Below are 20,604 nucleotides of genomic sequence, written 5' to 3'. Positions count from 1 at the left end.
GTCTGCTAGCAATGCTGTAATTATGCAAACATACAGTTTGTGATTAAATTCACATTTAAATCATACGGATTACAAATTACCAACAGCTGCTGCGATAGCTCCCGCATGACGTCAAGAGCATTTTTATCCGCCTGCTATAGACATAAAAAAACCCGCATTACGCGGGTTTTATAAACTGACATCAATCTGACGATATTATGCGTAAACCGGGAAACGCGCACAGATAGCCAGAACTTTCTGTTTGATACGTTCGATGGTGGCTTCGTCGTTGATGTTATCCAACACATCACACATCCAACCAGCCAGCTCGCGAGATTCATCTTCTTTGAAACCACGACGAGTGATGGCTGGGCTACCGATACGCACACCAGAAGTGACAAACGGGCTTTTCGGGTCGTTAGGAACACTGTTTTTGTTCACGGTAATATTGGCACGGCCCAAGGCGGCATCCGCATCTTTACCCGTGATGTTTTTATCCACCAAATCAAGCAAGAACAGGTGGTTATCAGTGCCGCCAGAAACCACTTTGTAGCCGCGATCCAGGAATACAGCCACCATTGCTTTCGCGTTCTTAGCCACTTGTTGCTGGTAAATCTTGAACTCAGGTTCCATGGCTTCTTTCAGCGCCACCGCTTTACCAGCGATAACGTGCATCAATGGGCCGCCTTGGTTGGCTGGGAATACCGAAGAGTTCAGTTTCTTATACAGATCTTCATCACCGCCTTTCGCCAAAATCAAACCGCCGCGTGGGCCAGCCAGTGTTTTGTGCGTGGTCGTGGTGACAACGTGTGCATGTGGAACTGGGTTAGGATAAACACCTGCCGCTACCAAGCCCGCTACGTGAGCCATGTCCACGAAGAACCATGCGCCGATGCTGTCGGCGATTTCGCGCATTTTTGCCCAATCAACGATACCGGAATAAGCAGAGAAGCCGCCGATGATCATTTTTGGTTTATGAATTTCAGCCTGACGTGCCATATCTTCATAATCAATCTTGCCAGATTCATCAATACCGTAAGGGACGATATTGTACAGTTTACCGGAGAAGTTAACCGGTGAGCCGTGGGTCAGATGGCCGCCGTGCGCCAAATTCATCCCCAGAACGGTGTCGCCTGGCTGCAACAAAGCAGAGTAAACCGCCACGTTTGCTTGAGAACCGGAGTGCGGCTGAACGTTAGCGTAATCAGCGCCGAACAGCTCTTTAGCGCGATCGATTGCCAGTTGCTCAACGATATCAACATATTCACAGCCACCGTAATAACGCTTGCCCGGATAGCCTTCAGCATATTTGTTCGTCAACTGAGAACCTTGTGCCTGCATAACACGCGGGCTAGTGTAGTTCTCTGAGGCAATCAGTTCGATGTGCTCTTCCTGGCGCACCACTTCTTGCTCCATTGCACGCCATAGATCTGCATCATAATCGGCAATGTTCATTTCACGCTTTAACATCCGGCTCTCCTGACTTAACTAACATTTGGGGTCTATGCCACAGTGTAAACTGTTTTCCCCCCGTTAAGATAGGTCTTGACAGAGGTTTTTACGCAAACGATTGGCTCCAGACTGCGTAAGGCTTTGACCTGTTCAGAGTTCATCCAAAGCAACGGAATTATCCTCATATTCATTATGTGATTTTTTCACATTCTGTGAACTGGCACCGCGCAGTAAACCCTTATAAGGGCAATGTTGATTTACAAATTCAGTAGCGATCTATAAGATGCATTTAAAATACATGTATTGATTTGTAACTTATAATCCCAATCATTGGCATTGCAGCAGTCAAGGATAGCGGGAAGAAAAATAGTTGAAGAAAACAGTTAAGGAGCACCGCATGCTGGACCAACAAACCATCGCTACCGTTCAATCCACCATCCCATTACTGGCCGCTACCGGGCCGAAACTGACCGCGCATTTCTACGATCGCATGTTCGAACACAATCCTGAACTCAAACACATTTTCAACATGAGCAACCAGTTCAATGGCGATCAGCGCGAAGCCCTGTTCAACGCAATTTGTGCTTATGCCGCGAATATTGATAATCTGGCGGCGTTACTGCCCGCCGTGGAACGTATTGCCCAGAAACATACCAGCCTAAATATTAAACCAGAGCATTATTCTATTGTTGGTCACCATCTGATAAGCACCTTGGATGAAATGTTCTCCCCCGGTCAGGAAGTGCTAGATGCGTGGGCCAAAGCCTATGGTGTTCTGGCGGATGTGTTTATTACGCGAGAAAGCCAGATTTATGAGCAGAGTGAAACCAGCACTGGGGGCTGGAGGACTTTGCGCCGTTTTCGCCTCATCAAAAAAGAGATGCAGAGTGAGGTTATTTGTAGCTTCGAGCTAGCACCAGAAGATGGTGGTCGAGTGCTGGATTTCAAACCGGGCCAATATCTGGGTATCTATATTGAAGATGAGCGTCTCGAATATCAGGAAATCCGCCAATATTCTCTGACCGCGGCACCAAACGGCAAAACATACCGAATTGCGGTGAAACGTGAAGAGCAAGGTACAGTGTCGAACTATCTTCATCAACAACTTAGCGAGGGCGATACCGTCCGTGTTGCCCCGCCTCGGGGTGATTTCTTCCTCGATATTTCACCCGAGACACCGGTGGCATTGATTTCTGCAGGTGTGGGTCAAACGCCCATGTTAAGCATGCTTAATACCTTGCATAACCAACAGCATTCAGCCCCGGTGCATTGGCTGCATGCTGCTGAAAATGGGCGAGTTCATGCTTTTGCCGATGAAGTTTCAGCTATTGCAGAAAATATGCCGAATCTTAGCCGCCATGTGTGGTACCGCGAACCAAGCGAGCAGGATAATAAAGGGCAGGATTATCACAGCCAAGGCCTGATGGATCTCAGTTCACATCAGTGGCTGGCAGCAGATCCCAACAGGCATTATTACTTCTGTGGCCCATTAGCTTTTATGCAGTTTGCTGGTCGTCAGTTATTGGCACAAGGAGTGGCATCTGAGCGGATTCACTATGAGTGTTTCGGTCCGCATAAAGTCATTTAATTATTGAATTTTATTTAATTTCTTTCGGGGATGCTATTCGGCCTCCCCAACATATCGGTTATAAAAAATCCGTTTACTTATTGCTTTTAAATTTGGTAGAACGTGATTTAGATCTCATATATCCTAATTTAATATTGCCACGATGAGACATTCAGATGAATGTCTAAATGTTCATATAACTGAAAATTAATCGTGCGACTAAAATTATCCCCTTACTATTTATTGCCCAGTAACAAAACTTATTGCTGGGTGAATTAAGGCTGAATTGACCTACCATGAGTAAGAAATTCATAAAAAAAGAAGGGTTGGCATTAGTATCCATGGCGCGCTATTTAATTGGCGAACGCCCCGGTAATCGGCTTAAAACCATTGATGAGTTATCCGATGATTTCGGTATCTCCGTCGGTGTGGTGCAGCACGCATTAAAAGTGCTGGAGGCAGATAACGCGATTATCGTGGAACGTCGAGGCCGTAACGGAACCTTGCTGATTGATCTGAATATGTCGCTGTTACTGCAACAGGCCGATCTGGGTAATATGGTGTGCGCTATGCCACTGCCCTACACCAAACTTTATGAAGGTCTGGCGAGCGGTTTAAGGCAACAATTTACCTTACTTCCCCTTTATTTTGCCCATATGCGTGGGGCTGAAGTACGTATCGAATGTCTGATAGATGGCATTTACGATATGGCTGTCGTCTCCCATCTGGCAGCGAAAAGTTACTTAGCACAAGGGAAAGTGTCGGTAGCGTTGAATCTGGGAAATGGCTCTTATGTGGATGGTCACCAACTGATTTGTCGTCGTGGTGAACAGCATAATATCCGCCGCGTAGGGCTAGATCCGCGTTCGCCAGACCAGTGTCTACTGACTGAGATTAAGTTTGCCGGACAACCTATCGAAGTAGTTGAATTGCCTTATAGTGATTGTATCGCCCATATTAACCGTGGTGATATTGATGCGCGTCTCAATATTCTGTGTCAATCAGGGGTTATCGACCCCGATATTGGTCAAGGACTCGATCAGGTTATCAACCGGTTAGAAAATTTTTGGCAGTTGCCGGTTCATAGCTCCCAAGGCGCTATGGCCATTACCCATATGGCAAATGCATTAATGCGCACCCGCCGCGGTGAAGAGATTAATGCGCTGGACCCAGCGATATTAGCGGAAATTACCCAAAGTGAAGATATTCACTATATTCGAGAGATCAATCAGGATCTATTGGCTTATTTTTCGCTAAAACCAGCAGAAAATGAAATCGGATATTTACTCGCCAACCTTTACGGTCTATACCTTTCTAGTGACATGCCCACTTTGCGTTAAGTTAATTTATTAGGGCACAGTTATAGAAAATATAACACCAGGGCACTTTTATAATAAATATTCAAAATAATGATAATTTAATTAAATCTGTGATGCCGTGGACAATCAGGACATAAAATGTTTTTAAAAACCCTGTTAAAACAAAATACTCAATTAATTGACGCGGCTATTTCTTTTTGGCACCAGGGGAAAATTTCTCCTGATAGCTATGTCATTGATGTTGAACAGACAGAAGCGAATGCACGCCTGCTGCTTGAAACAGCAAGTCGTTACCAGATAAAACTGTATTTGATGAGTAAGCAATTCGGGCGAAACCCGGAGTTATGCCGCCGACTGCTGGCTTGCCAATATCAGGACCAGCGCTATCAGGGCATGGTAGCCGTTGATTTTAAAGAAGCGCGCCAGCTTTATCGCCACGCCATTCCTGTTGCTCATATTGGGCATTTGGTCCAACCACCTTCTGGCATGGTGGACGAAGTTGTTCGCCAACGACCTGAAGTCATTACTGTTTTCTCATTAGAAAAGGCACTGGAAATATCGCAGGCCGCCCATCGTCAGCATATTATCCAGCCACTCATGCTGAAAGTTTGCCAATCTGGCGACTTATTATATGCCGGGCAGGAAGCTGGTTTTGAATTAAGCCAGCTACCCGCAGTGATTGCAGCTTTGAGAGAGATGCCGGCAGTACGACTAGTCGGGATAACACATTTTCCCTGCATGCTATATGACTCCCAGTCACAGCGGACTTCGCCAACAGCCAACATGCATACTCTACTGGCCGCGCGGAATATTTTACAGGCACAAGGGGTGAGTATTGAGCAGGTGAATGCCCCCTCAGCAACCAGTTGCACCACCCTGCCTCAATTGGCTCAATGGGGGGTGACACACAGTGAGCCGGGCCATGCCCTCACCGGCACCATTCCTGCCAATCAGCATGGTGACCAACCAGAACAGATATCCATGCTTTATCTGTCCGAGATTTCCCATCATTTTGCGGCTAACAGTTATTTATTTGGTGGCGGCCATTATCGTCGCGGCCATTTACAGAATGCATTGATTTGGCACGATAACCAATTTAGCCAAAGCACGATATTACCGATTGATGATGACAGTATCGATTATTGCCTGCGACTCGCAGGACAGTTCCCGGTCGGCAGCCCGGTTATCATGAGTTTCCGTACCCAAATATTTGTTACTCGCAGTGATGTGGTTTTGATTGATGGCATCCAAAGTGGAAACCCGCGCATAATGGGTCGCTATGATAGTCAGGGTAATAAACTGCCAGAATAGTAAGCGATACTAATAGAATCAATCTTCCGTATAATGACTGACTTGCTTCGGAGCCTGCCCGATGATCAATCCCAATGGATATACCTACGCCCACGAACATCTGCATATTGATTTGTCCGGATTTAAAAATAATCTGGACTGTCGCTTGGACCAATATCAACCCATTTGCGACGAAATGCGTGAATTAGTGGGCAAAGGTGTGGCGAATATCGTCGAAGTCACTAATCGATACATGGGGCGCAACCCTCAGTTTTTATTGAATTTGATGCGCGACAGTGGCATAAACGTTATCGCTTCAACCGGATATTACACCGACAGTTTCTATCCGCCGATGGTGCGCGAGAGTAGCGCGCAACAATTAGCGCAGACCATGATTGATGAGATTGAGATTGGTATTGATGGAACTGAGCTAAAAGCCGGTGTTATTGCTGAAATTGGTACCAGTGAGGGTGTGGTAACCCCTGATGAAGCAAAAGTCTTTCATGCCGCAGCGCTGGCTCACCATGCAACTGGCCTTGCCATTTCTACCCATACCAGTTTCAGTACCATGGGGTTGCAACAAATAGCCCTGCTCAAACAGTATGCGGTCCCACTGGATCGGGTGGTTATCGGCCATTGTGACCTGAAAGAACAGCCAGACCTTATTATGAAAATGATCGATATGGGCGTATATGTCCAATTCGACACCATTGGTAAAAATAGCTATTTCCCGGATGAGCGCCGTGTCGCCATGTTAGTTACCCTCGCCGAACATGGGTTATTAGATAGGGTTATGCTGTCGATGGATATCACCCGTCGCTCACATTTAAAAGCCAATGGCGGCAGTGGATTTAGCTATTTAGTTGATTCGTTTGTTCCCATGTTACTGGCCGCAGGGATTTCCCACGATCAGGTGGAAATGATGTTGCGCCACAATCCTAATAAATTTTTCAAGACGCAAGGAAAGTGATTATGAAGAAGATTGGCATTGCCGGGCTGCAACGAGAGTTAATACGCGAAATGATTGAGCAGACGGCACCGAATACTTTCGAGACTTTTATTCTCTCGGATATGGATGCCGCCCTAAAAGTCAAAGAAGGCCAATTGGATTATTATATCGGTGCCTGTAATACCGGTGCTGGGGCGGCATTATCAATGGCTATCGCAATTATTGGCTATAACAAAAGTGCCACTATTGCCAAGCCTGGCATCAAAGCAAAACCTGAGCAGATAGAAAAGTTTGTCGCTGAGGGCAAAGTAGCCTTTGGCTTGTCGGTCGAACATATTGAACATGCCATCCCACTGCTGATTACGCAACTGCGCTAAGGGGACCACCGTGGATTATATTCATATTGTTGTGGTTGCCCTGCTGACAGGGATGACCGCGCTGCTTTCTCACCGTTCTGTCGCTGTGTTCCATGACGGTATTCGCCCTATTCTTCCGCAATTGGTTGAAGGTAATATGAGCCGCCGTGAAGCCGGCAGTATCGCTTTCGGCCTGAGTGTCGGCTTTATTGCCTCCGTCGGTATCTCATTTACTCTCTCCACCGGCTTGCTTAACTCTTGGCTACTGTTCCTGCCGACAGACATCATTGGCGTATTGGCGATCAATAGCTATCTGGCCTTCGCGCTAGGTGCCGCCTGGGGTATTTTGGCTCTTACCAGCTTGCCCGCCGTCAACACCGCCTTAACCTCATTGCCGGTGAACTTTATTGGCTCACTGGGGGAGCTAAGCAGCCCGGTAATTTCCGCCTTTGCCCTGTTCCCTCTGGTGGCTATTTTCTATCAATTTGGCTGGAAAACCGCCGTTGTTTCCGCCTTTATCGTGCTGCTAACCCGCCTGATTATCACCCGTTTCACCGGCCTATTCCCTGAGTCTATTGAAATTTTTGTCGGTATGATTCTGCTGATCGGTATTGCCATCGCACAAGATTTACGGGCCAAAACCCACCTGGGAGGTGGTGGCGGGCACTCTGTTTTCGAAGAGCGAACCCAACGAATAATTAAAAACCTACCCATGCTGGCAATTGTCGGCGGGTTAATTTCTGCCGTCGCGAGTATGAAAATCTTCGGCGGCAGTGAAGTGTCAATTTATACACTGGCCAAAGCCTATGCGCCGGGTATCACACCAGAAGAGTCATTAGCTTTAATCCACCAAGCATCATTGGCCGAGTTTATGCGCGGCCTCGGCTTTGTGCCCCTGATAGCCACCACCGCGCTGGCGACGGGTGTCTATGCGGTTGCTGGCTTCACCTTTGTGTTTGTGGTCGGTTATTTGGTCCCTAACCCATTGCTGGCAGGGATAATTGGGGCGGTTGTAATATCGCTGGAAGTATTGATGTTGCGCTCAATCGGCAAGTGGCTGGGCCGCTTCCCTTCGGTGCGTAATGCCTCCGACAATATTCGTAACGCCATGAACTTGTTGATGGAATATGCGCTGTTAATCGGGGCTATTTTTGCCTCGATCAAAATGGCCGGTTATACCGGTTTCACTATCACCACAGCCCTGTATTTCCTCAACGAAGCTATTGGCCGCCCAGTGATGAAGATTGCCGCACCTGTGGTGGCGGTGATTATCACCGGTGTGGTGCTTAACCTGTTCTATTGGTTGGGGCTATTTGTTCCCGCCTAATCCCGCCAATCTGCCGTCGCAGGGATATCGCTAAGTTTGGGATATCAAGAAGTTATAGAAACATAAGCTAAAAAGCCCGTTCGTCGCAAAACGAAACGGGCTTTTTACTGCATGACAGACAGCAATTAAATTGCTTCTTCGTCCTGCTCACCGGTACGAATACGTACTACGCGTGAAACATCAAAGACAAAGATTTTACCGTCGCCAATTTTACCGGTCTGGGCAGTTTGCATAATCGCTTCTACACAGGTATCGACGATATCGTCAGCAACAACAATTTCAATTTTCACTTTTGGCAGGAAATCCACCATATACTCAGCACCACGGTACAGCTCGGTATGCCCTTTCTGGCGGCCAAAACCTTTAACTTCTGTTACCGTCATCCCGGTGATTCCGACTTCAGCCAGTGCCTCACGGACATCATCGAGTTTGAATGGCTTAATAATCGCGTCAATTTTTTTCATGGTGAATCCCTGTTTTTACCAATTCTTGCGGCCAAAGCCTGATGTAATCGGATAGCGTCTATCTTTGCCAAAATTGCGGGCGGTGATACGCGGCCCAACAGCTGACTGACGCCGTTTGTATTCATTGATATCTACCAGGCGGATGACTTTACGCACGATAGTTTCATCAAAACCGTCAGCAACCAAATCTGCAACTGACTTATCCTGCTCGACATACCCTTCGAGAATGGCGTCCAAAATATCATAAGGTGGCAGGCTATCCTCATCTTTCTGATCCGGTGCCAGCTCCGCTGATGGTGGACGGGTGATAACCCGTTGCGGAATCACATATGAAACAGTATTGCGATATTCTGATAATTTGAATACCAGCGTCTTGGGCACATCTTTCAGGACATCAAAACCACCGGCCATATCACCGTACAGTGTGGCATAGCCTACGGCCATTTCGCTTTTGTTACCGGTGGTTAATACAATGCTGCGGCGCTTGTTCGACAAGGCCATCAACACCACACCACGGCAGCGCGCTTGTAGGTTTTCTTCTGTAGTATCGCGCGCAGTACCCGCAAACATCGGCGACAATTGGCCCATAAAGGCATCAAACATCGGCTCGATGGAGAGCACATCAAATTCAATACCCAGAATTTCAGCTTCTTCTTTGGCATCAGCAATACTGATATCTGCGGTGTAACGGAACGGCATCATCAATGCCTGGACCTTATCCTTACCTAACGCATCCACAGCAATCGCCAGTGTGAGTGCCGAGTCAATCCCGCCGGAAAGCCCCAGTACCGCGCCATTAAAGCCATTCTTAGTGACATAATCACGCACCGCCAATACCAGCGCTTCATAGACTTGCGCCAGTGGTGGCAGCTCTGCGGCTGGTGCCATCATCGGCACCACTTCACACTCATTGAATTGCACCAAGGCGGTTTGTTCAGCAAAGGCCGCCAGACGATGCGTCATATTGCCAGCAGCATCAAACACTTTGGAACAGCCGTCAAAAATCAGCTCATCCTGCCCGCCAATCTGGTTGAGATACACCAATGGCAAGCCGGTACGCTGGCAATGAGCCGCCATCAAGGTTTTGCGGATATAAGGCTTTTCACGATTATAAGGCGAAGCATTGATCGACAACACTATTTCTGCGCCAGCCGCTTTAGCCGCATCAACCGGGCCATCGAACCAGAGATCTTCACAAATAAGCAGGCCCAGACGGTAGCCTTTTAGCTCTACCACGCAGGTGTCATGGCCAGCTGAGAAATAGCGCTTCTCGTCAAATACGCCGTAGTTGGGGAGTTGCTGCTTGAAATAGCGCGCTTGCAATTTGCCATCAGCAAACAGCGACAGTGCATTATAGAGATTGCCCGCCTCACGCCATGGATGACCGACCAATACCGCCGTTTGCTGCGCTGCCGCCTGCAAACGCTCCAATTGTGCTTCGCAGCGTTGATAAAAATCATCACGGTACAGCAGATCTTCGGGCGGATACCCAGACAGAGCCAGCTCAGAGAACATGACCAGTGAGGCTCCCGCCTTCTGCTGCTCATGTAAGGTTTGCAACATACGTTCAGTGTTGCCTTCGATATCGCCGACCAACCAATTTAGCTGGGCTAGTGCAATGGAAAGTTTTCTGCTCATTTGTATTTAAACTCTGCTTCAGTTTTATACCCATCATCTTTCAAGCTGTAGAGGTGTTACCTGTATCTTGAAATCTATTGGCTATATCAGGAAAAACTTTTGTCAGTAACTCACTTTGCCAGCCACTAACCGTTATTATTCTTTAAAATCATTAGCATCTAGCTCATGGCGCGACAATAGCTTGTAAAATTCGGTCCGGTTACGCCCGGCCATCCGCGCCGCCTGAGTCACATTGCCTTTGGTGATTTGCAGGAGTTTACGCAAATAATTCAACTCGAATTGATTACGTGCCTCTACAAAGGTCGGTAATGCGGTGTTTTCCCCTTCCAGCGCCTGTTCAACCAGCGCTTCACTGATAACCGGGGCTGAGGTTAATGCCACACATTGTTCAATTACGTTCACCAACTGGCGCACGTTACCTGGCCAGCTGGCAGTCATCAGCCGCTTCATGGCGTCTGTTGAGAAGCTACGGACAAAAGGCTTATGGCGTTTGGCCGATTCACGTAACAAATGGTTAGCCAACAGCGGAATATCCTCTGAGCGCTCATGCAGCGCCGGGATTTTTAGATTCACTACATTCAAACGATAGTAGAGATCTTCACGGAATTCATTCTTGGCCATCGCTTTTGGCAAGTCGCGGTGAGTGGCTGAAATCACCCGCACATCAATACTTAAATCACGGTTGCTGCCCAATGGGCGCACTTTGCGCTCCTGCAATACTCGCAGCAGTTTTACCTGCAAAGACAGCGGCATATCGCCGATTTCATCCAAAAACAGTGTGCCACCTTCGGCGGCCTGAAATAGCCCTTCACGGCTACTCACTGCCCCGGTAAACGCCCCTTTGGCATGACCAAAGAGTTCTGATTCCAGCAACTGTTCAGGTAATGCACCACAGTTTATCGCGATAAACGCTTTTTTTGCCCGCGGGCTGGCGGCATGAATAGCTTGCGCCAACACCTCTTTCCCAGTGCCACTTTGCCCGTTAATCAGCACACTGACATCAGATTGCGCCACCATTTTAGCCTGCTCCAGCAAGCGCAACATCACCGGGCTGCGGGTCACAATCTCTTCACGCCAGGTATCATCACCAGCAGGAATAGAAAGTTCTAAAGCTGCATCGATAGCTTTATATAAAGCATCGCGATCTACTGGTTTAGTCAGGAAGCTGAACACCCCCTGCTGAGTAGCAGCGACAGCATCCGGGATTGAGCCGTGAGCGGTCAGAATAATCACAGGCATACCTGGTTGATGCTTCTGGATTTCAGCAAACAGCGCCATGCCGTCCATTTCATCCATTCGCAAGTCACTGATAACCAGATCAATCTTCTCACGCATTAACAGACGCAATGCTTCCTGCCCGCTTTCTGCGGTGGTGACATTAAAACCTTCACTGGTTAAACGCATCCCCAGCAACTTAAGTAAGCTGGGGTCGTCATCAACCAGCAGTAGATTGGCCGGTTTGCGTGGCGTCATGAGATTCCTTATTAGTCGCAGGTGGGACGTCAGTTGGCGGTACGACTGGCGGTGTATAAGTATCAGCCGGTTTTTCTACCGATTGCGGCGCAGGTTTACTCTCTACCTGAAGTTCTGCGGGCTTATTCTCAACAGGTTTGGCTTCTACTGGCTTGGTCTCGACTGGCTTAGTTTCAGCTGGTTTAGCCTCAGCGGGTTTACTTTCAACAGGCTTAGTTTCAGCTGGTTTAGTTTCTGCCGGCTTGCTTTCTATCGGCTTGCTTTCTGCCGGTTTAACTTCAGCAGGTTTAGCTGGCTCGACCTTTGGCTGAGGTTTGGCCTCGACAGGTTTCGGCACCACTGATGCTGCGGCTTTACTATCGGCATCAGTCTCAGGAATTTCATTTTGTAGCTGCTTACGCGATGAAAGCTGGCGTTCAATATCCGTTAGGTTTTCTAACTTACGGGTGGTATCCAGCAAGTTGTATTGCAAGCGGACCTGACTTTCCCGCAGCCTATCAATCTGCCCGTCTGACTCCTCTTGCAAGCGCTGGTATCGCGTGCGCTCTTCTGCCAGAGAGATGCGCAGCACCTGCTGCTCACGCCAGAGCTGAATCAGTGGGCGTACCGCGCCGGGGAAGCTTTGGCTATAGCTGTTCATCCGCTCAACCACCTGACGGCGCTCCGCAATAGACGGCTCCGAGCTGCTCAGCAGAATGCCCTGTTTAAAGGCGGCTGACCATGTCACTACCGGTAACGTTTTCGCTAACGCCCGCGCTTGGGTGGAACCCAGGCGCTCAGCACAATCCATTGCCCGCAACCAGTAAAGGGAGTTTTCAAGTGTCTCTTTATCATCAAGATCCCACAGTACATCACAGGATAACGTTCGATAATCGACGATTTTCGTTTCCGGGATCACCATTTGAACCGCCTGTGAAAAGCGGCCAGCGGTCGGATTAGCAGTACACCCTGTCAGTAATAGAGGGGCCAGCAATAAAGCTCGCCAAAAAATACTCGAACCCAACCCGCCCGCTGGCATTGCCGCCGCAGTTGAGGTTGGTGAGGTTAAAAAGGCGGTCTTTTTAATCATGCTGCCCATAGACCATTTGTACATTATTTATTCATTCTCGGCGGTTAATGGCAATTCAATACGGAAACAGACGGGGGCATAATCCACGGACACCAATTGCAAGTCGCCTTGCATACGTTTGATACAGTCCTGCGCAATACTCAACCCCAACCCGCTGCCTTTGACAGCCCCTTTTCGCTGATGACTTCCCTGGAAAAAAGGCTCAAATATCATGGTTTCTTCTGATACCGGGATCGACGCCCCAGTATTAGCGATATCAATTTGCACGCGGTTATTCACCTGACGGCTACGAATCCAAATGGTACCGGATTCCTCGCCATAGTGCACCGCATTGGAGTAGAGATTGTCTAATACTCGCATCAATAAGGTCGGATCTGCCCAACAAATGTCCGCCTCAAGATCCGTCTCGGTACGAATCATCTTTGCTCGCGCGGGCAGACTATGGGCCGCAATCACATCTTCAACCATCTCGACCAGTTCAACATTTTCAAGTTCACCGGGGCCATCGGCCAATTTCCGGTTATAGTCCAATAATTGCTCAATTAATAATTGTAGATGGCGGCTGCTGTTATCAAGGATAGCGACCACCTCTTTTTGATCTTGAGTTAATGGCCCAGCAACCTCATCGGCTAACAATTCGGTTCCTTCGCGCATACTGGCTAATGGCGTTTTCAACTCATGCGAAATATGGCGCAAAAACTCATGGCGCTGTGATTCTAACCAAGCTAAACGTTCGCTGAGCCAAATAATGCGCTGCGCCAATGAACGTAACTCTCGCGGCCCTTTAAACAAGGCGGTATTCCCCAGTGGTCGCCCTTCCCCCAGGCGATTAATCATTCGTTCAATGCCTTTAACTGGCCCGATAATCATCCGGGTGAATAGCACCACCAGCAGCACACTGACCAAAAACAGCAATAGGGATTGCCAGCCAAAGAATTGCCCACGCTCGGCGATATCTTTCTGTAATTGCTGACCCCGAGAGAAGATAACGTCACGAGTGGCTTGTACCATTTCGGCATTTGAGCGGGAAAATTGCTCTAACAAGACAGAAGCATTCTGTTCTGGGCCACTATTTTTACATTGAATATCAGAAAGTTGAGTCAACAGCTCACGTAGAGTCTGGTAATAACGGGCGTCGGGCAGGATAGGCGCATGGGTGTCAAGCATCTGGGCATACTGTTTGCGCTGATGCTGATAGAGCTTTGCCAGTGTTGCATCATCTAATACGCAGTATTGACGATAACTGCGCTCCATTTCGAGCGCCACACTGGTCATCGCCTCACTGCGCCGGGCATCAGCCAGCGTAGTGCGGTTAATATCAGCCGCTTGAGTACTTAGGTGGTCAAGGCTTTGATAAGCCTGGTATGCCAGCACCAATAAAGGAAGCAGCACCAACAGAAACGCCATGAGCACCAATTGACGTAAAGACCGAGGAAACAAACGCCATCTTTTCAACGAAATCATCTCATTACCTATCATTCTGTTGTGATGCTAACTGACTTTGTCAGGATTACAATGCCTGTTATCCAATTAACGCCGTCATACCCAGAGTAGAGATAAAAAAAAAGCACTTAGCGTTGAGCGAAGTGCTTTTAATTAATGCGCCTTATCCATTATCGTCAGAATCATCATCAGACCTGCTTTTATAATAAGTTGCAGCGAAAATGGGAGCGTTATCTAGCGTAAAATAACTGACTTTAACAGTCATCAGATGTGACAACGGGGCAATAAATTGCCCCGTCGCAGAATATGTGGATGCCCTTAAACATCGTCTCCAGTTTGATGAAGCCGAGGCAATCATCGGGAGGATGAGACGAATAGCATCCAGACATGTCCAAAATTGATGAACCATTCATCACAGTAGGACATAGGCGGCACCTCACTCAACGTGTCGTCCGATGTTTGATAAGGTGCATTCACACGATATCGATTTAGGTGGACGATAGGTACCAGTCTTAGGCATCATTCGGTGGCTTATGAAGCGCATATTCCGCTTTACGGCGGGACTATCATAAAAAGTGAATGAGCAACTGTTAGAGATAATGCAGGTAGCGTGCCAAGTTTTATAAAAACAACTTAACACATTGATTTTAAACAAAAATAATATTTAATGGTAAATTATTATTGTGATTGTCTTAGTCAAATCGAGTGATCAAACCCGCTTTTGTCGCTATTACCCGACACCCAATATCCATTAAAATAAAATAGATAAAAATCAATACGTTAAATGTCTCCTTTTTGAGACAACCTACATCCCTATTGTCGCGATTTCCCGACACATTAGTTTAATCATTTTAAAATCAAATAATTACTAAAAAACAGACTGCATTACTGCCAATATCTTCTCTCCTTATCAACCTCTTCTTCACACCACTGATGCCTGTTTAAATAATTATCACGTTATAAATTATGAGATTTAATCACCATCACAAATGAGTCACGCTCATTACCTGACTCTGGTAACTGATGAATCGATCGCCAAAGTACAGAACGCAAAGCATCGACAATGGCTCATGCCTAGAGAAGCGATTCAACGGTATCTGCCACAGAATTTCACTGACCTATTATTAGGAAGGTACTCATATGCAAATCAGCTATATCACTTTGATCTGCGCGCTGCTGACAAGTTTCTTTGCCCCCGCGTCCCTCCTTGGCCATCACCCCGTCAAACTCATATTGATCGGTCAGGACTCTGCTACTGATAATTTTTCTGTGCATGGAATTCAAACCAATTATTGGCTCGAAAATAGCCAGGGGGAAGTTCCCATGACGGTAACAACACAAAGCCATTTATTAATCACCGCCTATATCTACGATCAATATGACAATGAGAAAGCACAAACCACGACACTTATTAATAATCGTTCGAAGGGAATGACGTTACCATTAAATGATTTTTCTGCTGGGGATTATCGATTAGTCATTACATCACTCGATACAAACCATCAGCTCGCGGATAAAACCTATTATATGACATTAACAAATACGACAGGTGAGGATTACTCCCGTTAATATCACGCTGTTATACCAAGGAATATAACAATGATAAATATTGCATCCCTACTGTTTTCCAGTTTTATCCTTTTCTCTCCTTTGGCATCATCCAGCCTTGATAACTTTCATAGTAGCACCAAGATATATAATACCTTCACATATAAGATAGCCCGCGCGCCGACTATGGCTGCAAACCCAAAGGAGAACCATTTGATTAGCTATAGTAGCTTCCCTGATTTTGATATTGTATTTACGGGCTCATATTATAATCAAGAAGCAGCAGAATATAACATTTCCTTCTCAATAGAATCCGAAGAAATATTAAATTACAATACCTACATCCTCAACAGTAACAATATTGAAATAGTTAATACCGCTGGATTTATTAATAATAGCAAGAAGGTTATAACATTAAAAATGACCAGCACCCAACCTGGCACTTATCAAGTTATTATTGAATTGGCTGATAATAATAAAAAGATAAAAGAAATAACGCACACCATAGTTATTCCATAAATAGATAAATTGCCGTGTAAAAATAAGGGGGCGCAATGCCCCCTCTTATTCATTAACCCAATTGCTTACGTGCATTACGGAACATACGCATCCACGGGCTATCTTCGCCCCACTCTTCCGGGTGCCATGAATTACTCACCGTACGGAAGACTCGTTCAGGATGCGGCATCATAACCGTTGCGCGGCCGCTGGCACTGGTCACCGCCGTAATACCCTGCGCTGAACCATTCGGGTTAGCTGGGTATTGCTCGGTAACCACGCCTTGGTTATTCACAAAGCGCAATGCCACCAAATTGCTCTGTTCTAATGTCGCCAAATGCGCCGCGTCACGCACTTCCACGCGCCCTTCACCATGTGAAACAGCAATTGGCATACGGGAACCGGCCATATCCTGCATAAACAGTGATGGGCTATTGGCCACTTCAACCAGACTGAAACGCGCTTCAAAGCGATCGGACAGGTTACGGACAAAACGTGGCCAGTGCTCAGCACCGGGGATAAGCTCACGCAGATTAGACATCATCTGGCAACCGTTACAAACCCCCAGCGCCAGAGTTTCAGGACGATGGAAGAAAGCTTCGAACTCATCACGCACGCGGTTATTGAACAGAATGGACTTCGCCCAACCTTCACCGGCACCCAGTACGTCGCCATAAGAGAAACCGCCACACGCCACTAAAGTCTGGAAGGATTGCAAGTCTGTGCGCCCCGCCAGCAAGTCACTCATATGCACATCAATCGCATCAAAACCGGCACGGTGGAAGGCAGCAGCCATCTCAACATGGGAGTTAACCCCTTGTTCACGCAGCACCGCCACTTTTGGTCGCGCCTGCTTAATGATATAAGGTGCGGCAATATCTTCAGCCGGATCAAAGGTCAGTTTCACATTTAAACCAGGATCACGTTCATCCTGTTTGGCTTGATGCTCCTGATCGGCGCAGTCTGGGTTATCGCGCAGGCGCTGCATCTGCCAAGTGGTTTCAGCCCACCACAAGCGCAGAGTGCTGCGTTTTTCGCTGTATACCATCTCAGTGCCACTGCGGATATCAAAGGTATCACCCGCAACAGCACGGCCCAGATAGTGAACACAGTTTGCCAAACCATGATCTGCCAGAACTTTTTCTACCGCAGCTTGTTGCTCGGCACGCACCTGAATCACCGCCCCCAGCTCTTCGTTAAACAGCGCCGCCAGAGCATCATCGCCCAAGGCGTGAATATCTGCCTGCACACCACAATGACCAGCAAAGGCCATTTCCGCCAGTGTCACCAACAAACCACCATCAGAGCGGTCGTGATAAGCCAACAGTGCTTGATCTGCCACTAAGCGCTGCATCGCATTGAAGAAACCGGCCAATTGCTGCACATCGCGCACATCAGCCGGTTTATCCCCGAGCTGACGATAAACCTGGGTCAGTGCCGTCGCACCCAGGGCATTGTGGCCTGCGCCTAAATCAATCAGCAGCAGCGCGTTATCACCCTTATCAGTACGTAATTGCGGTGTGACGGTATGACGGACATCTTCGACACGAGCAAAAGCAGTAATCACCAATGATAACGGCGAGGTCATTTCGCGCTGCTCGTCACCTTCCTGCCAGCGGGTTTTCATCGACATAGAGTCTTTGCCCACCGGGATGGTAATTTCCAGCGCCGGACATAACTCTTCACCCACGGCACGTACTGCTTCATATAAGCCAGCATCTTCACCCGGATGCCCAGCGGCGGACATCCAGTTAGCCGACAGTTTAATGCGCTTGAGTTCGCCAATTTGGGTCGCGGCAATATTCGTCAGTGCTTCACCCACCGCCAGACGGGCAGAGGCAGCGAAGTCCAGCAAGGCCACTGGCGCACGTTCGCCCAATGACATCGCTTCGCCATAGTAACTGTCCAGACTGGCACTGGTTACGGCACAGTCAGCCACCGGAATCTGCCATGGGCCGACCATCTGATCCCGGGTCACCATGCCCGTTACAGTACGGTCACCAATGGTGATCAAGAAGGTTTTCTCCGCCACCGCTGGCAGATGTATAACACGTTTTACGGCATCGGCAATGCTGATTTCAGCCCGTTGCAGCGCCTCACCCTGAGCCTGAAGGCGGGTCACATCACGCAGCATTTTCGGGGTTTTGCCTAACAGCACATCCAGCGGCATATCAATTGGCTGATTGTCGAAATGACGGTCATTCAGGGTCAGATGCTTCTCTTCGGTAGCTTCACCGATAACCGCATATGGCGCGCGTTCACGGCGGCAAATTTCATCAAATTGCGCCATCTGCGCCGGGGCAACCGCCAAAACATAACGTTCCTGAGATTCGTTACACCACACTTCCAGCGGGCTCATGCCCGGCTCGTCGTTAAGGATGTCGCGTAGCTCAAAGCGACCACCACGGCCACCATCGCTGACCAACTCCGGCATGGCATTAGATAAGCCGCCCGCGCCGACGTCATGAATAAACAGAATCGGGTTGTGGTCACCTAACTGCCAGCAGCGGTCGATCACTTCCTGACAACGGCGCTCCATTTCTGGGTTATCGCGCTGTACCGAAGCAAAATCCAGATCCGCATCGGATTGGCCAGAGGCCATAGAAGAGGCGGCACCGCCGCCCAAACCGATATTCATCGCCGGGCCACCAAGCACCACCAGCTTGGCACCGACAACTATCTCGCCTTTTTGCACATGGTCAGCGCGGATATTACCTATCCCACCGGCCAGCATGATGGGCTTATGGTAGCCACGCAACTCAGTGCCGTTATGGCTGTTGACGCGCTCTTCATAGGTACGGAAGTAGCCCAGCAGCGCCGGACGACCAAATTCGTTATTAAATGCCGCGCCGCCCAATGGGCCTTCGGTCATGATATCCAGCGCAGTAACAATGCGATCCGGCTTGCCGAAATTCTCTTCCCATGGCTGTTCAAAACCCGGGATACGCAAGTTAGAAACCGAGAAGCCCACCAAGCCAGCTTTAGGTTTAGCACCACGCCCGGTGGCACCCTCATCACGGATTTCACCACCAGAACCGGTAGCCGCACCAGGCCACGGTGAAATCGCCGTTGGATGGTTATGGGTTTCAACTTTCATCAGGATATGTGCCGCTTCCTGATGGTAGCCATAAACACCGTTTTCTGGTGCCGCAAAGAAGCGCCCAACCTGAGAACCTTCCATCACCGCCGCATTGTCTTTATAAGCAGACAACACGTAATCCGGCGTGTGTTCAAAGGTATTTTTAATCATTTTAAACAGTGTCTTAGGCTGAGCTACACCGTCAATTATCCAATCCGCATTAAAAATCTTATGGCGGCAATGCTCAGAGTTGGCCTGAGCAAACATATACAGCTCGATATCTGTTGGGTTGCGCCCAAGGCCAGTAAAGGCTGCCAGCAGATAATCGATTTCATCCGGTGCCAGTGCCAGACCCAATTTAGCGTTGGCCTGCTCCAGTGCACTGCGACCTTGAGCCAAAATATCCACCCGTTGTACCGGGGCGGGCTGGTGATGAGAGAACAGTTGCTCAGCTTGCTGCAAATCGGTAAATACCGTTTCCATCATGCGGTCATGCAGCAGTGCCGATAATTGTTGCCATTGGCTGTCATTCAGGCTCGGGCCTTGGATATAGAAAGCCAGACCGCGCTCCAAGCGCAGAACCTGTGGCAAAGCACAGTTGTGCGCGATATCCGTCGCTTTGGACGACCACGGAGAAATTGTCCCCGGTCTTGGTGTCACCAGTAATAAACGCCCTTGTGGCGCATGTTCAGGGAGAGATGGCCCATATTGAAGCAGCCGCTGGAGTCTGGCGTGTTCATCAGCACTCAGTGGAGCGCTGACATCGGCAAAGTGAACATATTCGGCGTAAATATCATCAACCGGCAGGTTAGCGTCCTGGCAACGGGACAGCAGTTTGGTAATGCGAAAAGCCGACAAAGCGGGCGAACCACGCAGTATTTCCATAATCTAAGTTTCTCTCGTCTTCGAAGCGACTGGAACAGCACTTCATTGGGCGCAACAGGGGAAAACGCGCGCCATTATAGTGAATCTAAGCCGCCGACGAAACCGTTTGCGTATCTATTATTAATAATTGCGTAAGAAACCGCTATCAGAGATATACGCTGAATAGCGGATAAATAAGCACGCAATAAAGTTGCACACTGACGATTTGTTGCGCAAAATGCCACTCCACTGGGGATTTAACCATGTCGATTTCTGCTTTACGACACAC

At 48.3% G+C, this 20,604-nt stretch carries 15 protein-coding genes and 1 pseudogene; 9 read left to right on the top strand and 7 right to left on the bottom strand.

Annotated elements, in window-relative coordinates:
• Positions 1-195: 195 nt before the first annotated feature.
• Positions 196-1,449 (bottom strand): serine hydroxymethyltransferase, encoded by a 1,254-nt coding sequence (glyA, locus tag N0H69_RS08705; RefSeq protein ID WP_050108051.1) that lies wholly within the window; start codon positions 1,447-1,449, stop codon positions 196-198.
• A gap of 379 nt (positions 1,450-1,828) precedes the next feature.
• Between glyA and hmpA the strand changes: the two genes are divergently transcribed.
• From hmpA to N0H69_RS08670, 7 genes and pseudogenes are all read left to right on the top strand, one after another.
• Positions 1,829-3,019: an NO-inducible flavohemoprotein gene (gene hmpA / locus N0H69_RS08700; RefSeq protein ID WP_050146863.1), complete on the top strand. Its 1,191-nt coding sequence runs from the start codon at positions 1,829-1,831 to the stop codon at positions 3,017-3,019.
• A gap of 275 nt (positions 3,020-3,294) precedes the next feature.
• Positions 3,295-3,984, top strand: a pseudogene (gene yhfZ / locus N0H69_RS08695) (GntR family transcriptional regulator YhfZ); the annotation flags it as partial.
• Positions 3,970-4,338 carry a PRD domain-containing protein gene (locus N0H69_RS08690; RefSeq protein WP_259705582.1) on the top strand — a complete coding sequence of 123 codons (369 nt, stop codon included), beginning with the start codon at positions 3,970-3,972 and terminating at the stop codon, positions 4,336-4,338. The pseudogene yhfZ and the gene N0H69_RS08690, both read left to right, overlap by 15 nt.
• Positions 4,339-4,455: 117 nt before the next feature.
• Entirely contained in the window at positions 4,456-5,628 is a 1,173-nt protein-coding gene (locus N0H69_RS08685; RefSeq protein WP_050108060.1) for a YhfX family PLP-dependent enzyme, read from the top strand.
• A gap of 61 nt (positions 5,629-5,689) precedes the next feature.
• Positions 5,690-6,577 carry a phosphotriesterase-related protein gene (locus tag N0H69_RS08680; RefSeq protein ID WP_050122974.1) on the top strand — a complete coding sequence of 296 codons (888 nt, stop codon included), beginning with the start codon at positions 5,690-5,692 and terminating at the stop codon, positions 6,575-6,577.
• 2 nt (positions 6,578-6,579) lie between these two features.
• Positions 6,580-6,933, top strand: coding sequence for a DUF2620 domain-containing protein (locus N0H69_RS08675; RefSeq protein WP_050108064.1), 354 nt, complete (start codon positions 6,580-6,582; stop codon positions 6,931-6,933).
• Between the two features lie 52 nt (positions 6,934-6,985).
• Positions 6,986-8,239 (top strand): YhfT family protein, encoded by a 1,254-nt coding sequence (locus N0H69_RS08670; protein ID WP_050151819.1) that lies wholly within the window; start codon positions 6,986-6,988, stop codon positions 8,237-8,239.
• Positions 8,240-8,364: 125 nt separating this feature from the next.
• Here N0H69_RS08670 and glnB read toward each other — a convergent pair whose 3' ends face one another.
• The 5 genes from glnB to N0H69_RS08645 all read right to left on the bottom strand — a co-directional run bounded on the left by glnB (position 8,365) and on the right by N0H69_RS08645 (position 14,347).
• Positions 8,365-8,703: a nitrogen regulatory protein P-II gene (gene glnB, locus N0H69_RS08665; protein ID WP_002231018.1), complete on the bottom strand. Its 339-nt coding sequence runs from the start codon at positions 8,701-8,703 to the stop codon at positions 8,365-8,367.
• 15 nt (positions 8,704-8,718) lie between these two features.
• On the bottom strand, positions 8,719-10,341 hold the full coding sequence (locus N0H69_RS08660) for an NAD+ synthase (protein WP_050151790.1): 1,623 nt from the start codon (positions 10,339-10,341) through the stop codon (positions 8,719-8,721).
• Positions 10,342-10,476: 135 nt separating this feature from the next.
• The gene (gene glrR / locus N0H69_RS08655) at positions 10,477-11,814 is read right to left on the bottom strand and encodes a two-component system response regulator GlrR (protein WP_050108075.1); all 1,338 of its coding nucleotides are present in this window, start codon (positions 11,812-11,814) and stop codon (positions 10,477-10,479) included.
• The gene (gene qseG / locus N0H69_RS08650) at positions 11,777-12,832 is read right to left on the bottom strand and encodes a two-component system QseEF-associated lipoprotein QseG (RefSeq protein ID WP_072077626.1); all 1,056 of its coding nucleotides are present in this window, start codon (positions 12,830-12,832) and stop codon (positions 11,777-11,779) included. The genes glrR and qseG overlap by 38 nt, the downstream gene beginning before the upstream one ends.
• 78 nt (positions 12,833-12,910) lie before the next feature.
• On the bottom strand, positions 12,911-14,347 hold the full coding sequence (locus N0H69_RS08645; RefSeq protein WP_050146859.1) for a sensor histidine kinase: 1,437 nt from the start codon (positions 14,345-14,347) through the stop codon (positions 12,911-12,913).
• Positions 14,348-15,466: 1,119 nt separating this feature from the next.
• Here N0H69_RS08645 and N0H69_RS08640 point away from each other — a divergent pair.
• Together N0H69_RS08640 and N0H69_RS08635 are read left to right on the top strand one after the other, a co-directional pair.
• Positions 15,467-15,895 (top strand): hypothetical protein, encoded by a 429-nt coding sequence (locus tag N0H69_RS08640; RefSeq protein WP_050122981.1) that lies wholly within the window; start codon positions 15,467-15,469, stop codon positions 15,893-15,895.
• A 30-nt stretch (positions 15,896-15,925) separates the two neighbouring features.
• Positions 15,926-16,393 carry a hypothetical protein gene (locus N0H69_RS08635; protein WP_050151788.1) on the top strand — a complete coding sequence of 156 codons (468 nt, stop codon included), beginning with the start codon at positions 15,926-15,928 and terminating at the stop codon, positions 16,391-16,393.
• Positions 16,394-16,445: 52 nt separating this feature from the next.
• Here N0H69_RS08635 and purL read toward each other — a convergent pair whose 3' ends face one another.
• Positions 16,446-20,339, bottom strand: a complete 3,894-nt coding sequence (gene purL / locus N0H69_RS08630) for a phosphoribosylformylglycinamidine synthase (RefSeq protein WP_511262236.1) — start codon at positions 20,337-20,339, stop codon at positions 16,446-16,448.
• Positions 20,340-20,604: the final 265 nt, after the last annotated feature.

It is taken from the genome of Yersinia alsatica (assembly GCF_025133195.1).
In the GTDB taxonomy this organism is placed as follows: domain Bacteria; phylum Pseudomonadota; class Gammaproteobacteria; order Enterobacterales; family Enterobacteriaceae; genus Yersinia; species Yersinia alsatica.
The sequence above is the reverse complement of the archived record's forward strand: the minus strand, read 5'-3'. Positions and strand labels throughout refer to the sequence as shown.